The following is a 13,040-nucleotide window of genomic DNA, read 5'->3' as shown; positions in this document are numbered from 1 at the left end:
CATCAGCCATGCATCAGCCCGTCCGGCGTTTGAGGACACAGCTCCGCAGGATTTCGGGAAGGGGTGGGGTGGGGGAAATTCACGCCCCGACGGCCCGCGCCAGGAAGTCCGAGATCAGCCCGGCGGCAGCCGACGCCTGCGACTCCAGTGCAAAGTGCCCGGCCGGCAGCAAGTGCACCTCCGCCGACGGCAGGTCACGCTTGAAGGCCCGTGCCCCCTCCGGCACGAAGACCTCATCGTGCTCGCCCCACACCGCGAGCAACGGCACCTGCGACTCCCGGAAGTAGGCCTGGAACGCCGGGTACAGCTCGAAGTTGGAGCCGTAGTCGCCGATCAGGCCGAGCTGGATCTCGTCCTGGCCGGGGCGCGCCATCAGCGCCGCATCGTGGTGGTACCCGTCGGGCGAGACCAGCGAGGGGTCGGGCTCCCCGTGCAGGTACTGCCACTTGATGCCCTCCAGCGAGCGGATGCCACGGACCGGCTCGGCCGTCGCCTCGCTCGGATCCGCGATGTACGCGAGCACCGGCGCCCACGCGTCCGCGCCCAGCCCCTCCTCGTACGCGTTGCCGTTCTGCGAAATGATCGCCGTGATCCGCGAGGGGTCCGCGAGCGCGAGCCGCAGGCCGATCGGGGCGCCGTAGTCCTGGATGTAGAGCGCGAAGCGGTCGAGCCCGAGCGCTTCGGTGAACTCCCCTGTGACCGCGGCGAGTTCGGCGAAGGTGTACGAGAAGTCCGAGGCGGCGGGCGCCGCGGAGCGGCCGAAGCCGATGTGGTCCGGGGCGATCACGCGATAGCGGTCGGCGAGCAGCGGGATCAGGTCGCGGAACATGTGCGAGCTGGTCGGGAAGCCGTGCAGGAGGAGCAGGACGGGGGCCTCCGCGGGGCCCGCCTCGCGGTAGAAGACCTCCAGGCCGCGGACCTCGACGGTGCGGTGGTGGACCTGGTGCCGGAACTGCTGTGGCGTGCTGCTCATCCCTCTGCCCTACCTAACCCTTAAAAGTTCGTTTGGCGGTTGTGATGCAATGAAGTACAGCATGATCGGCATTAACTGGTCAACTGCAAGTAGGGGGTTAGGTGAATCGGGACCTGGACTGGGACGGCTGCCACAACGTCCGTGACCTCGGCGGCCTGGGCGACATCCGCCCCGGCGCCCTGGTGCGCGCCGACAGCTTGGACAAGCTCACCGCCAAGGGATGGCGACAGGCGCACGCGTACGGGATACGTACCGTCATCGATCTGCGCAACGAAGACGAGTACGGCACCGACACCGCCCCGAGACCGGATGGGATCACCACGCTTCGCGTCCCGATCGACGGCATCGAGGACCGTGAGTTCTGGGACAAGTGGTGGGGCGGCTGGGAGTACGGCACTCCGGTCTACTACCGGCCGTTCCTGGCGCACTTCCCCGAGCGCGTCGCAGTGGTCGTCACCGCCCTCGTGGAGGCCGGCGAAGGCGGCATCGCCTTCCACTGCGCGGCGGGCCGTGACCGTACCGGCCTGATGGCCCTGGTCGTCCTGGCGGCCCTGGGCGTCGAGCCCGAGGCGACAGCCGCCGACTACGCGCTCGGCTACGCACGCGCCCAGGTCGAATCCGCCGACTGCGACGCGGGCCTGGCCGAGCGCGGGCTCACCCCGCACTCGGCCGCCCTCGAAGTGCTCGACTGGTTCAAGGCGGAGGACTATCTGCGGGTCGCCGGGATCACCGACGAGCAACTGACCGCCCTGCGCCTGCGGGCGCGTACCGCTCAGACCTCGACCAGCACCTGATCCAGCGACTTGCGCACCAGGTCGGGTACTTGGCAGTCATCGGCCGGGTACCCGACCGGGATCACCGCGAAGGCCTTCTCGTTCGACGGTCGCCCGAGGGCCTGCGACAGGAACTTCATCGGGCTCGGCGTGTGGATCAGCGCCGCGAGCCCGGACAGGTGCAGCGCGGACAGCAGCATGCCGACCGCGATGCCGACCGACTCGTCGACGTAGTAGTGCTTGTGCTTGGTGCCGTCCTCGCCGAGCCAGTACCGCTGTTGGAAGACGACGATCAGCGCGGGCGCGTCCGTCAGATGGGGCTTGATCTCGTCGGTGCCGATCGGGCGCAGCGCGGCCAGCCACTCCTCGCCGAGCCGCCCGTCGTAGCTGATCTGCTCCTCGTGCTCGGCGGCCTCGCGGATGGCGCGGCGCACCTCCGGGTCGCGTACCAGGACGAAGGTCCAGGGCTGCTGATGCGCGCCGGAGGGCGCGGTCGCGGCGCAGGCTATGGCGTCGCGTACGGCCTGGTCGGGGACCGGGTCCGGGGCGAACTGCCGTACCGTGCGGCGCTCTTGCATGCGTTCCCGGAGCTCGGCCGCCCGCGCGAGGGACTCCTCGTGGGACATCCGCGCGGGGTGGTAGGGGACGGGGCGGTAGGGGGTGCCATGGATGGGCGTCCACGCCTCAGTGGTGGGTGACATGGTGCCGAGTCTGCTGCGGGGGTGCCGGACCGCGCCAGGGTCCGGCATGATCAAGCACGTGATCACCATTCATCTGCGGTACGAGATCGACCCCGACCGGCTGGCCGACTTCGAGGACTACGGCCGCCGTTGGGTCGACCTCGTCAACCGCTTCGGCGGCAACCACCACGGTTACTTCCTGCCCAGCGGGGAGGGCGACAGCGACATCGCGTACGCCCTGTTCTCGTTCCCGAGCCTGGCCTCGTACGAGCGCTATCGCACCGACAGCATGGCCGACCCCGAGTGCCAGGCCGCCTTCGAACTGGCCCGGCGCACCAAGTGCATCAAGCGGTACGAACGCCGGTTCCTGCGGCCCTTGGACTGAATTGCCGCCCGCCTGAGTACCTTGTCCCGGTGACCACGTTGCGTACCGCACACACCGCGGACCTCACCCGGGCCGAACTCGCCGCCGTCCGGGCCCTGTTGGACGACGCCTTCGAGGGCGACTTCAGCGACGAGGACTGGGACCACGGCCTCGGCGGCATCCACGTCTGCGTGCAGGACAACGCGGGCGTGTTCCTCGCCCACGGCTCGGTCGTCCAGCGCCGGGTGCTGCACGCCGGGCGCTCGTACCGCGTCGGGTACGTCGAGGCGGTCGCGGTCCGCGCGGACGCCCGGCGGCGCGGGCTCGGCGGGCAGGTGATGGCCGCCCTGGAACGGGTCGTCGAGGGCGCCTACGCCTTCGGTGCGCTCTCCGCGTCCGAGGAGGGGGCCACGCTGTACACGGCCCGCGGCTGGCAGGTGTGGCCCGGCCGGATCGCGGCGCTGAGCCCCTCCGGCATCCACCGCATGCGCGAGGAGGAGGGCACCACGTTCCTGTGGCCCGGCCGGGCCGAGCTGTCCCCGCCGGACGAGCTGGTCTTCGACTGGCGGGACGGGGACGTGCTCTAGGGGACCTCCAGATGACCTTCGGGGTCACGCGCGGACGATCATCTTCCCCACGTTCCCGCCCCGCAGCATCGACGAGAACGCGTCCACGATCGACTCGAACCCGTCCACCACCGTCTCGTCCAGGCGGAGCCGCCCCGCCTGCAGATGCGGCACGGCGAATTCGTACAACTCCTGCTGTACGTCGTAGTGGTTGCGCACCAGGAACCCCTCGATGCGCAGGCTCTTCTCCACCACGTCGGCGTGGTTGAAGAGCACGGGCGGCGAGTCCGGGGTGTTGTACTGGCCGACCGTGCCGATCCGCACCACCCGCCCGAACTCGCGCAGCGCCGTGATCCCGGCAGCCAGGTGTTCTCCGCCGACGTTGTCCACCATCAGGTCGATCCCGTCGGGCGCCACCCGCGCCAGCTGTTCGCCGACCGGCCCGGCGCGATAGTCGAAGGCGGCGTCGTAACCCACCTCGTCCGTCAGGTACTCGACCTTCTCAAGGGTGCCCGCGCTGCCGACCACCCGGCCGGCACCGAGCAGCTTCGCGAACCGGCCGGTCGCCGTCCCGACCCCGCCCGCCGCGGCCGACACGAACAGGTCCTGCCCTTCCCGCAGTTGGGCGATCCGGGTGAGCCCCACATAGGCGGTCAGGCCGGTCCCGCCGAAGACGCTCAGGTGCGCGTTCAGCGGCACCCCGTCGAACGCGGGGATCCGGCGCACCTCGTCCGCCGCGACCAGCGCGTGCGTACGCCAGCCCTGCCGGTGCAGCACGATCTCGCCCTCGCGCAGCGACGGTTCGCGGGACGCGATGACCCGGCCGAGCGTGCGGCCCTCCAGCGGCGCGTTCAGCTCGAAGTCGCCGTCCATCATTTCCCGGTGGTACGGGTCCACGGACAGGTACAGCGTCTCCACCAGGGCCGTGCCCGGCGTGGGCGCGGGGATCTCGGACTCCACGAAGGCGAAGTGCTCACGGGTCGGGAAGCCGTCCGGACGGGCCGTCTGGTGCACGGTGAGGGCGGTGGTGCGGGCGGTGAGGGGCGCGGGCGCGGAGGCCCCGGCCGTGGTGCTGTTCGTCATGATCAGGAACGTACGGGGGAATCAGGCGCGGAAGTAGAGGGTTGCGCTCATACAACGGCCGCATCCATGAGCGGCCCTCATACGACGAGGTGAGACCAGGTGTCAGCCGGCAGGTTCGACCAGGATCTGGCGCCGCACGAGCTGCGCGTTCTCGTCGCGGTCGAGCGCGAGCGCGGCTTCTCGGCGGCGGCCGCGGCGCTCGGCCTGACCCAGTCCGCGGTCTCGCATTCGGTACGCGGCAGCGAACGCAAGATCGGAGCAGTGCTCTTCCAACGCGGCCGCAGCGGCGCCACCCCGACCCCCGCCGGTGAACGCGCGGTCGCCCACGCCCGCCGCATCCTGCGCCTGTACGAGTCCCTGGCCACGGAGGCGCGGGCCGCCTCCGCCGCCTCCGCGGATGCCACGGACGAGACCCTGACCGGGCCCCTGCGCATCGCCGCGTTCCGCAGCGCGGCCCTGTATCTGCTGCCGGCCGCGCTTGAGCGGCTGCGCGCCCGGCACCCCGGGATCACGCCCGAGGTGCGGATCGTGCGCGAGGTGGGGCGCGGCACGGCGGGCGAAGTGGCCGATGGGCACGCCGACTTGGGGATCGCCACGATCGGGACGAGCACACCGGTGCCGCCGGAGCTGATCGCGAGCGTGCTCGTCGAGGAGCCGTACTTCCTGGTGCACCCGGTCGGCCACCCCGATCCGCGCTCGCTGCCCCTGGTCGACTGGCTGGAGAACTGCAGCTCGTACACCCGCGACTGGTGGCGGGACCAGGAGTGGCTGCCGCCGGCGCAGGTACGGGCCGAGGACGACGGAGCGGTGCTCTCGATGGTGAGCAGCGGTCTCGGTATGGCGGTGATGCCGCAACTGTCCCTTACCGGAGCACCGCTCACACTCGAGATCACCGATCTCGGACCGGAGCGCCCGACCCGCTCCGTCGGCTACGTCACCACCCCTGAGCTGGCCCGGACCGCCTCCGTGCGGGCCCTGATCCGGGAGCTGCGGGCGGCGGCGAAGGGGCCGCTCCAGTGAGACCCGTCTCAGATAGTAGGAAGTCCAAGTAATTGTGGAGACAGGAGCCTGAAGCTGGCTTAGCTTTGTAGAAGCCGAACGTCTCGCTGGACCCAGCGAACGCGGATGTGAGCCCCGGCCGTCAAGCAGGCAACCCCTGCGGCCTGAAGCTCCCCGCCCCTTCCGGCACCTCGAAATTCAGCGTTCCCCTTCCCCCTGTCTGAACGCCTGATCTCAAGGAGTCGATCACCATGTCCGCAGAGACGATCACCCGCCGCCGCGTCCGCCGTGCCAGCCGCCCGAGCGAGACCGAGCGCAAGAACGCCGCCGCCGCCCTGCAGCGCGCACTGGACCGCAGGGACAACGGCGGCGAGACGGGTCACTGACCCGAACTGCTGCTTACGAGTTACTGCTTGCGCGCGGCTCCTTACGAGCTGCTGCTCCGCACGACCTCGAAGTAGTCGACGCGCTTGCCGCTCTCGGCCAGCGCAGACACCTTCAGCTTGGGCCTCGTCCCCGTCTCGGCCTCCACCGCGAGGAACGAGAACCCGGTGAACCGCACCCGCGACCACTCCACGGTGTCCGGGTCCGGCAGCCGGGACTTGGTCCAGTGGAAGGACAGGATCGAGTCGCGGTCGTTGACCGCGCCCTCGTAGCTGTCCTTCACGCCGACCCCGAAGCCGTACAGATCCTTGCCCGCGCCGCCGGCCGTCACATAGACGATGCCGTCCCGCGTGGAGTCCGTCGTGGCCCCGATCGGCACGGGCTTGCCGACCTCGCCGTTCTTGATGGCGTCGGTCCGCTCGTAGACGTGGTTGTGGCCATTGATCACCAGGTCCACCTGGTACTTGGTGAACAGCGGCAGCCATGCGTCGCGCACCCCGCCGTCCGAGGCGTGCGTCGACGTCGAGTACATGCAGTGGTGGAAGAAGACGACGACGAAGTCGATGTCCTCGGACGCCCGGAGTTCCTTGAGCCGCTTGTCGAGCCAGGCCGTCTGCTTGCCGTCCGTGTAGCCCTTGTTGGCGGGAATCTCGTACGAGACGTCATTGGCGTCGAGCGCCACCACGCCCACATTGCCGTACGTGAACGAGTAGACCCCCGGTGCGTTCTTGGGGTCGAGCCCGCTCTCCGGCAGTGACCAGCGCGCGGACTGCCCGCCGTAGCCGTTCGGCGAGTACCAGGCCTCCATGTCGTGATTGCCGGTCGTCACCATCCACGGCACCGACTTGGCGACCGACTCGGTCTGCGCCAGGAACTGGTCCCACACGCGCGCGTCGTAGGTGTCCGACTCCTTGCCCTGGCCGCTGGAGTCCGCGTAGCAGATGTCGCCCGCGTGCAGATGGAACGACGGGTTCTGGCCGAGGATCAACTGGTCGTTGGCGAGCGCGTCATAGCTGACGCCCTGGTCGCCGAAGGCGGTGAAGACGAACTTCTCCGGGCGAGCGGGAGCCGTCCGGAAGGAGCCGAGCGTCGCGAGCCGCTGTGGCGACGCGGGGTCGAAGCCGTCGTGGCCGACGCCGTAGTAGTACGTCGTGCCGGGCTTGAGGCCGTCCAGGGCCGCGTGCAGGTAGTACTGCTCGACCTCCGGCAGCTTCTTCGACAGCGAGGGCGTGTGCAGCGGGCGCACCTCGGCCTCGATCTTGCGGCTCAGCTCCCACGGGGCCAGGCCCACGCGTACGTACGGCCGCTTCACCGCGAACGGGACCTGCCAGGAGATCCGCATCTGGGTCTTCGGGTCGGCGCCGAACGCGAGATGGCGGCCGAAGGGGGCGACGAGCGAGCCGTCCACCTTGACGGGAGCGGCCGCGTTCTGCGGTCCGGGCAGGGCGGCCGGGGCCTGGCCCGCGCTCGCGGTGCCACTGCCGAGCAGCAGCCCGCCACCGCCCGCGACGCCCGCCACCGCCACACCACCGGCCAGCGCACTGCGCCGGCTGACCTTGGGGCGCGCGTGCCTGGCACGCAGATACTCGTGCTGTTCCGGCATGCTCATCCGGCTGGCGAGGGGCTCCGGAATGCCGACGTTCGGGGTCTCCATGGGAGGAAAACTTCCCAGTAACTTCTAACTGAGGCCAGACCTTGGGGTGAACAGAAACTGTCCGTGTCGTGTGCAGGGAAACTGTCCGTGTCGTGTGCAGGGAAACTGTCCGTGTCGTGTGCAGGGAAACTGTCCGTGGCGTGTGCGTCCACATTCTGGACCTCAAGTGTCACTCCATGGGACGCCCGCTAGGGTTCCTACATGTCTCGCAGCATCAATCTCGCAGTCATCCCCGGAGACGGCATCGGCCAAGAGGTCGTGGCCCAGGGGCTCAAGGTCCTCAACGCCGTGCTTCCGCAGGACGTGAAGCTGGAGACGAAGGAATTCGACTTCGGCGCCAAGCGGTACCACGCCACCGGTGAGACCCTCACCGACGCCGACGTGGACGCGCTCAAGAAGCACGACGCGATCCTGCTCGGCGCGATCGGCGACCCGAGCGTTCCCTCCGGCGTCCTGGAGCGCGGCTTCCTGCTGAAGCTCCGCTTCCTCTTCGACCACCACGTGAACCTGCGTCCGTCGAAGCTGCTGCCCGGCGTCGCGACCCCGCTCAAGGGCCAGCCGGAGATCGACTTCATCGTCGTCCGCGAGGGCACCGAGGGCCCGTACACCGGCAACGGCGGTTCGATCCGCACCGGTACGCCGCACGAGGTCGCCACCGAGGTCTCGGTCAACACCGCCTTCGGCGTCGAGCGCGTCGTCCGTGACGCCTTCGCCCGTGCCCAGGCCCGCCCGCGCAAGAAGCTGACGCTGGTCCACAAGAACAACGTCCTGAGCTTCGCCGGTCACCTGTGGACCAACATCTTCAACACCGTGGCCAAGGACTTCCCCGAGGTCACCACCGACTACCTGCACGTGGACGCGGCGACGATCTTCCTCGTCACCGACCCCGCGCGCTTCGACGTGATCGTCACCGACAACCTCTTCGGCGACATCATCACCGACCTCGCCGCGGCCGTCTCCGGCGGCATCGGCGTCGCGGCCTCCGGGAACATCAACCCGAGCCGCGAGTTCCCCTCGATGTTCGAGCCCGTGCACGGCTCGGCCCCGGACATCGCCGGCCAGGGCAAGGCCGACCCCTCGGCCACGATCCTGTCCGTCGCGCTGCTCCTGCGTCACCTCGGCTTCGAGGCCGAGGCGGCCCGCGTCGAGACGGCGGTCTCCGCCGACCTCGCCGAGCGCGGTGAGTCGGTGCGTACCACCGAGGAAATCGGTGACGCGCTGGCCGTACGAGTAGCCTGCTGACCCAGCGGTAACCACCAGAGCCGCCGGGTCGCGCAAGCACCCGGCGGCTTTCGGTATGCGCCCCCAGGTGCCACCATCTGTCTCCTGGGCCGCATCATGCGGGATCACGCCGTTTCGTCCACGGCTCCACAGGAGCGATAATCGAACGTGGGGCCGCGGCATGCGGAAGCTCGGACGTCCTAGTAGGCAGTGGCGTGAGCGCGGTCCATCTCCACACAACCGGTGAAGGACAAGCACTCATGACGACGACCGAGACGCCATCGAATCCCTCGATCGAGCTCAAGCCCTCCTCGAACCCGCTGTCCGACGCGGAGCGCGAGGCGATCCTGGCCAGCCCCGGATTCGGCCGCCACTTCACCGATCACATGGTGACGATCCGGTGGACCGAGGGCCGCGGCTGGCACGACGGCCAGCTCGTGCCGTACGGCCCGTTCTCCTTCGACCCGGCCACGATGGTCCTGCACTACGCGCAGGAGATCTTCGAGGGTCTCAAGGCGTACCGCCAGGCCGACGGCTCGGTGGCCTCCTTCCGCCCCGAGGCCAACGCCAAGCGCTTCCAGGACTCGGCCCGCCGCCTGGCCATGCCCGAGCTGCCCGTCGAGACCTTCATCGAGGCCTGTGACGTCCTGGTCCAGCAGGACAAGGACTGGGTTCCGGCGCACGGCGGCGAGGAGTCTCTCTACCTGCGCCCGTTCATGATCGCGACGGAGGTCGGGCTCGGTGTGAAGCCGGCCAACGAGTACCTTTTCGCCGTCATCGCCTCCCCGGCCGGCGCCTACTTCGCCGGCGGCGTGAAGCCCGTCTCCATCTGGGCCTCCCAGGACCACGTGCGCGCCGTCCCCGGCGGCATGGGCAACGCCAAGACCGGCGGCAACTACGCCGCGTCCCTCCTCGCCCAGGCCGAGGCCGCGTCCAAGGGCTGCGACCAGGTCTGCTACCTCGACGCGGTCGAGCACCAGTGGGTCGAGGAACTCGGCGGCATGAACCTGTACTTCGTGTACGAGGACCGCATCGTGACGCCGACGCTGACGGGGTCGATCCTCGAGGGCATCACGCGTGACTCGTTGTTGACCGTGGCCCGTGACCTCGGTTACGGCTCGGCGGAGGAGCGCGTCTCCCTCGACCAGTGGCGCCGCGACGCGGAGAGCGGTGAGCTGAAGGAGGTCTTCGCCTGCGGCACGGCCGCGGTGATCACTCCGGTGGGTACGGTCAAGACGGACGGGGCGGAGTTCACCATGGGTGACGGGCAGCCGGGTGAGGTCACGCTGAAGCTGCGTGAGGCGCTGCTCGACATTCAGCGGGGCGTGGCTGTGGACAAGCATGGGTGGATGCACGAGCTGGGCTGATTTTTCCCCGCCCCGCCCCTTCCCGTAATCCTGCGGAGCCTTCCGCCCTGCGGGCGGTGTCCTCAAACGCCGGACGGGCTGATTTATCGAGGCCGAGCTCGATGGATCAGCCCGTTCGGCGTTTGAGCTCGTGCTCGTGGAGGTCGGTGCCGAGGCCGTACGCGCCGATCGCGAGGGGTCCTAGCGATGTAGTAGCCGCCCAGACGTGGCCGACTCGCAGGATCTCGAACGGGACCGGCTCGCCGTCGACGCTGATGCCGAGCGTCTGCCCGTGCCTGCGGCCCAGGGGCAGGAACGCTGCCGCCGTGCTGTGGAAGTCGGCCTCGATCTCCCACTGTTTCGCCGTGCGGTCGAGGTGTGGGAACGCGAGGTTCAGGGCGCCTGCGAGGCTGTCCACGCGGGCGTGCGTGAGGGCCTCCGCCGGAGTGTGCTTGCCGATGTGGCTGCCGGTGCTCCGCCAGGTCGAGATGACGAGGGTGGCCCCGCTCTCCCGCATGCGGTGCCCGTGGCTCACGTGGCCCAGTGGCTGCTCGCCCCTGCGCTGGATGGTGCCCCACGCTTCGGGCCAACGCTCCTCGACGCCCTGCGTGATCCCGTAGACGGGGAAGTCCACCCGCTCTTGCGGCAGTTGGGGATGTACGCCGGGTCCGCGCAGGCCGGCCAGGCGGTGCAGCGCGTAGATCCGGTCCCCGGGCGTGACGACCTCGCGGTGATCCGTGACGCTGTGGCGCAGCCACCAGGACGCCTCGCTGACGTACTCCGGTGCGAGCTTCGCCAGGGCGTAGGCGCCGTCTATGTTGTCGGACTCCTCGACGTAGCCCCGGTATTCGAGCATCACGCTGCGGAGTGCGGCTGCGGCGCGGCGGACATCCATACCGCCGAGGCTCGCGAGAATGTGGGCCGCCTCGATGCGGCTGTCGGCCCCGAGTCGCCCGTTGTCGCCGAACACGAACCCGAGGCGGTTGCTCACTTCGTAGAAGTGCTGCGGGCCCAGGGCGACCAGGCGCCGGGCGCCTTCGAGGATCGTGCTTGGGCCGGTGCCGGTACGCCAGTCGGCGTTGAGGAGTTGCCGCGCCTCCTGGAGCTCTTCCGAGTCCTCGCCGCTCATTTTGCGAGGCGGAGGAATGTGGTCCAGGTGGTGGGGGTGACGGTGAGCATCGGGCCGTCGGGGTTCTTGGAGTCCCGGATGTGTACGGCGGAGGGGTGGGTGGCGATCTCTACGCAGGAGCCGCCTTCACTGCTGCTGTAGCTGGACTTGTGCCAGTCGTAGGCGACTTCGACGCAGGACCCGCCTTCGTCGCCGCTATAGCTCGACTTGAACCAGTTCATGTCTCTCCTAGCAGGTCGTCCAGAAGGCGGGCGCTGTCGTCCGGGGGCAGGGCCTGCGACTGCAGCATTCCATATTTGAGCTGATAGAAGCTGACCTCGTCGGGGTCCTCGATCTGGGCGCTGAGCCGTTGGACTTCCAGGTACGCCAGGCGTTCGTTCTCGGTGGTCTCCAGGAGGATGAACGGGCCGTTGATGCCCGCGTGCGGAATGACCTGGAGTCCCACGGAGCGAAGTTCGCCGATCTCCCGCATCCGGCGCAGGGTCCCGCGCCATGCGTCCTGGCCACCCCACTGCTTCTTCAGGGCGGCTTCCTCCACGATGAAGTGCGCCCATGGAGGCCACTGCCGCTCCCAGATCTTCTGCCGTTCAAGACGGCCGGCCACCCACTCGTCCGCCTCGTCCCGGTCGACCGGTGGATAGCGGTTCTTGAAGACCGCGCGCATGTAGTCCTCGGTCTGGAGCAGGCCGTCCACGACCTGCGTTTGGTACGACTGGATCGTCTTCGCCTCCTGCTCGTATTCCACGAGGTCCTGCACCGGCAGCGGAAACTTTTCCTTCTCAGGCATCCTCGATACGAATGTCTCCAACGCCCGCTTGGTGTCCAGCAGTTCGTCGATCTTCGTGGCGAGGGAAAGCTGCAGCGGGCGCCGCCCCTGCTCGATCGACGCCATTTTGTCCTCGCTGACGCAGAGCTGCGCGGCCAGCTCGCCCTGGTTCATCCCCGCGTATCGACGGAAGTTGGCGATCATCGCCCCGATCGCATGCCAAGAGGTGACCCTCTTCTTCGCTGGGTTCATGCGTCCCCCATTCCCTGCGAAACGTCCCGAGCGCCCCGACAAGCGTCGTACAAACCCGATGTACGACCCGACTCACTGCACAAGCGTAGTCACTGCCAGTGACAGTCGTCTCATGAACGAAGAACGCCAACCACCCAGCCCTCGCGAGCGGTTCTATCCGAGGGAGCGCAGGTCCGTGCCGCTGGCCCGTGCGTTTACTCGCCGAGCCCTGACTGATTGGAAGGCGACCTCCCGGGCCGACGACATCCTGCTCTGCGTAAGCGAACTGGCCACCAACGCCCTGCTTCACGGCGTCCCGCCCGGCCGAGGCTTCCGGCTGCACCTCTACTTGCACGACGGCGGCGGCGTACGCGTAGAGCTCCACGACCCCGGCCCGGACGACGTCCGCCTGCCCGCACCCCACGCGGACGCGGAGAGCGGTCGAGGCCTGCTTCTGGTCGGGGCCCTCGCCGACAAGTGGGGCGTCGGGGAGCGCGTACTCGGGAAGATCGTGTGGTGCGAGTTCGGGGCGTGTGGGTAGGAGCGGGATCGCGTGGCTGGTGAGGGTGGGTGGTGCAGGTGGCCTCCGCTTCTTTCGTCGTCGGCTGCGGCTGATCCGGGGCTGACTTTCCCCGATGGCGGTCAGAGCGGGGGAGGGGGAGCCGGGGGAGGGAAGGCCGGGTGGGGAAAAAAAGGGGCGCCAGCGGCACCTATATGCCCGTTTCGTCTGCCCCTTTCGCCCCACTTAGGTTTCGTGCTCAGCCTTCGCGCTCAGCTCCAGGAGCTCCTCGGCCCGTACTGACCGGTATCGGGGAAAGCCGGCCCACGAGCCGCTGCAGTCGACAGCGAGAGGGGCGGAGATCACCTGCAC

Annotated in this window: 15 protein-coding genes; 8 read left to right on the top strand and 7 right to left on the bottom strand. The window is 68.9% G+C overall.

The genetic code is table 11. The features are described 5' to 3' along the window. Positions 1-79 precede the first annotated feature (79 nt). A complete protein-coding gene (locus OG430_RS16415; protein WP_327353243.1) occupies positions 80-973 on the bottom strand; it encodes an alpha/beta fold hydrolase in 894 nt (297 codons plus the stop codon). Positions 974-1,074: 101 nt separating this feature from the next. Here OG430_RS16415 and OG430_RS16410 point away from each other — a divergent pair, with 101 nt between their 5' ends. Then, the gene (locus OG430_RS16410; RefSeq protein WP_327353242.1) at positions 1,075-1,767 is read left to right on the top strand and encodes a tyrosine-protein phosphatase; all 693 of its coding nucleotides are present in this window, start codon (positions 1,075-1,077) and stop codon (positions 1,765-1,767) included. Here OG430_RS16410 and OG430_RS16405 read toward each other — a convergent pair. Further along, the gene (locus OG430_RS16405) at positions 1,746-2,447 is read right to left on the bottom strand and encodes a nitroreductase family protein (protein WP_327353241.1); all 702 of its coding nucleotides are present in this window, start codon (positions 2,445-2,447) and stop codon (positions 1,746-1,748) included. The genes OG430_RS16410 and OG430_RS16405 overlap by 22 nt on opposite strands. Before the next feature lie 58 nt (positions 2,448-2,505). Between OG430_RS16405 and OG430_RS16400 the strand changes: the two genes are divergently transcribed. Together OG430_RS16400 and OG430_RS16395 are read left to right on the top strand one after the other, a co-directional pair. Next, on the top strand, positions 2,506-2,811 hold the full coding sequence (locus OG430_RS16400; protein ID WP_327359119.1) for an NIPSNAP family protein: 306 nt from the start codon (positions 2,506-2,508) through the stop codon (positions 2,809-2,811). Between the two features lie 29 nt (positions 2,812-2,840). Further along, positions 2,841-3,377: a GNAT family N-acetyltransferase gene (locus OG430_RS16395; RefSeq protein WP_327353240.1), complete on the top strand. Its 537-nt coding sequence runs from the start codon at positions 2,841-2,843 to the stop codon at positions 3,375-3,377. A gap of 24 nt (positions 3,378-3,401) precedes the next feature. On the opposite strand, the gene OG430_RS16390 is transcribed toward OG430_RS16395, so the two are convergent. Beyond that, on the bottom strand, positions 3,402-4,439 hold the full coding sequence (locus tag OG430_RS16390) for an NADP-dependent oxidoreductase (RefSeq protein WP_327353239.1): 1,038 nt from the start codon (positions 4,437-4,439) through the stop codon (positions 3,402-3,404). A gap of 99 nt (positions 4,440-4,538) precedes the next feature. Here OG430_RS16390 and OG430_RS16385 point away from each other — a divergent pair, with 99 nt between their 5' ends. Next, complete coding sequence (locus OG430_RS16385; RefSeq protein WP_327353238.1) at positions 4,539-5,459, top strand: LysR family transcriptional regulator; 921 nt, start codon at positions 4,539-4,541, stop codon at positions 5,457-5,459. Between the two features lie 230 nt (positions 5,460-5,689). Further along, positions 5,690-5,824 carry a hypothetical protein gene (locus OG430_RS16380; protein WP_327353237.1) on the top strand — a complete coding sequence of 45 codons (135 nt, stop codon included), beginning with the start codon at positions 5,690-5,692 and terminating at the stop codon, positions 5,822-5,824. Positions 5,825-5,865: 41 nt separating this feature from the next. Here OG430_RS16380 and OG430_RS16375 read toward each other — a convergent pair whose 3' ends face one another. Beyond that, positions 5,866-7,476 carry a purple acid phosphatase family protein gene (locus OG430_RS16375; RefSeq protein WP_327353236.1) on the bottom strand — a complete coding sequence of 537 codons (1,611 nt, stop codon included), beginning with the start codon at positions 7,474-7,476 and terminating at the stop codon, positions 5,866-5,868. Between the two features lie 201 nt (positions 7,477-7,677). On the opposite strand from OG430_RS16375, the gene OG430_RS16370 reads away from it, so the two are divergent. Both OG430_RS16370 and OG430_RS16365 read left to right on the top strand, forming a co-directional pair. After that, positions 7,678-8,718 carry a 3-isopropylmalate dehydrogenase gene (locus OG430_RS16370; protein WP_327353235.1) on the top strand — a complete coding sequence of 347 codons (1,041 nt, stop codon included), beginning with the start codon at positions 7,678-7,680 and terminating at the stop codon, positions 8,716-8,718. Positions 8,719-8,957: 239 nt separating this feature from the next. Then, positions 8,958-10,064 (top strand): branched-chain amino acid aminotransferase, encoded by a 1,107-nt coding sequence (locus OG430_RS16365; RefSeq protein ID WP_327353234.1) that lies wholly within the window; start codon positions 8,958-8,960, stop codon positions 10,062-10,064. A 106-nt stretch (positions 10,065-10,170) separates the two neighbouring features. Here the strand turns inward: OG430_RS16365 and OG430_RS16360 are convergent, their stop codons facing one another. Genes OG430_RS16360 through OG430_RS16350 form a run of 3 tightly spaced genes read right to left on the bottom strand, consistent with a single transcriptional unit; the run spans position 10,171 to position 12,190 of the window. Then, positions 10,171-11,172, bottom strand: a complete 1,002-nt coding sequence (locus OG430_RS16360; RefSeq protein WP_327353233.1) for a hypothetical protein — start codon at positions 11,170-11,172, stop codon at positions 10,171-10,173. Further along, positions 11,169-11,393, bottom strand: coding sequence for a DUF397 domain-containing protein (locus OG430_RS16355; RefSeq protein WP_327353232.1), 225 nt, complete (start codon positions 11,391-11,393; stop codon positions 11,169-11,171). The genes OG430_RS16360 and OG430_RS16355 overlap by 4 nt, the downstream gene beginning before the upstream one ends. Then, positions 11,390-12,190 carry a helix-turn-helix domain-containing protein gene (locus tag OG430_RS16350; RefSeq protein ID WP_327353231.1) on the bottom strand — a complete coding sequence of 267 codons (801 nt, stop codon included), beginning with the start codon at positions 12,188-12,190 and terminating at the stop codon, positions 11,390-11,392. The genes OG430_RS16355 and OG430_RS16350 overlap by 4 nt, the downstream gene beginning before the upstream one ends. Before the next feature lie 112 nt (positions 12,191-12,302). Between OG430_RS16350 and OG430_RS16345 the strand changes: the two genes are divergently transcribed. Continuing rightward, positions 12,303-12,710 carry an ATP-binding protein gene (locus tag OG430_RS16345; protein ID WP_327353230.1) on the top strand — a complete coding sequence of 136 codons (408 nt, stop codon included), beginning with the start codon at positions 12,303-12,305 and terminating at the stop codon, positions 12,708-12,710. Positions 12,711-13,040: the final 330 nt, after the last annotated feature.

The organism is Streptomyces sp. NBC_01304, from assembly GCF_035975855.1.
In the GTDB taxonomy this organism is placed as follows: domain Bacteria; phylum Actinomycetota; class Actinomycetes; order Streptomycetales; family Streptomycetaceae; genus Streptomyces.
Note: the sequence above shows the minus strand (reverse complement) of the source record. Positions and strands in the feature narration are given on the sequence as shown.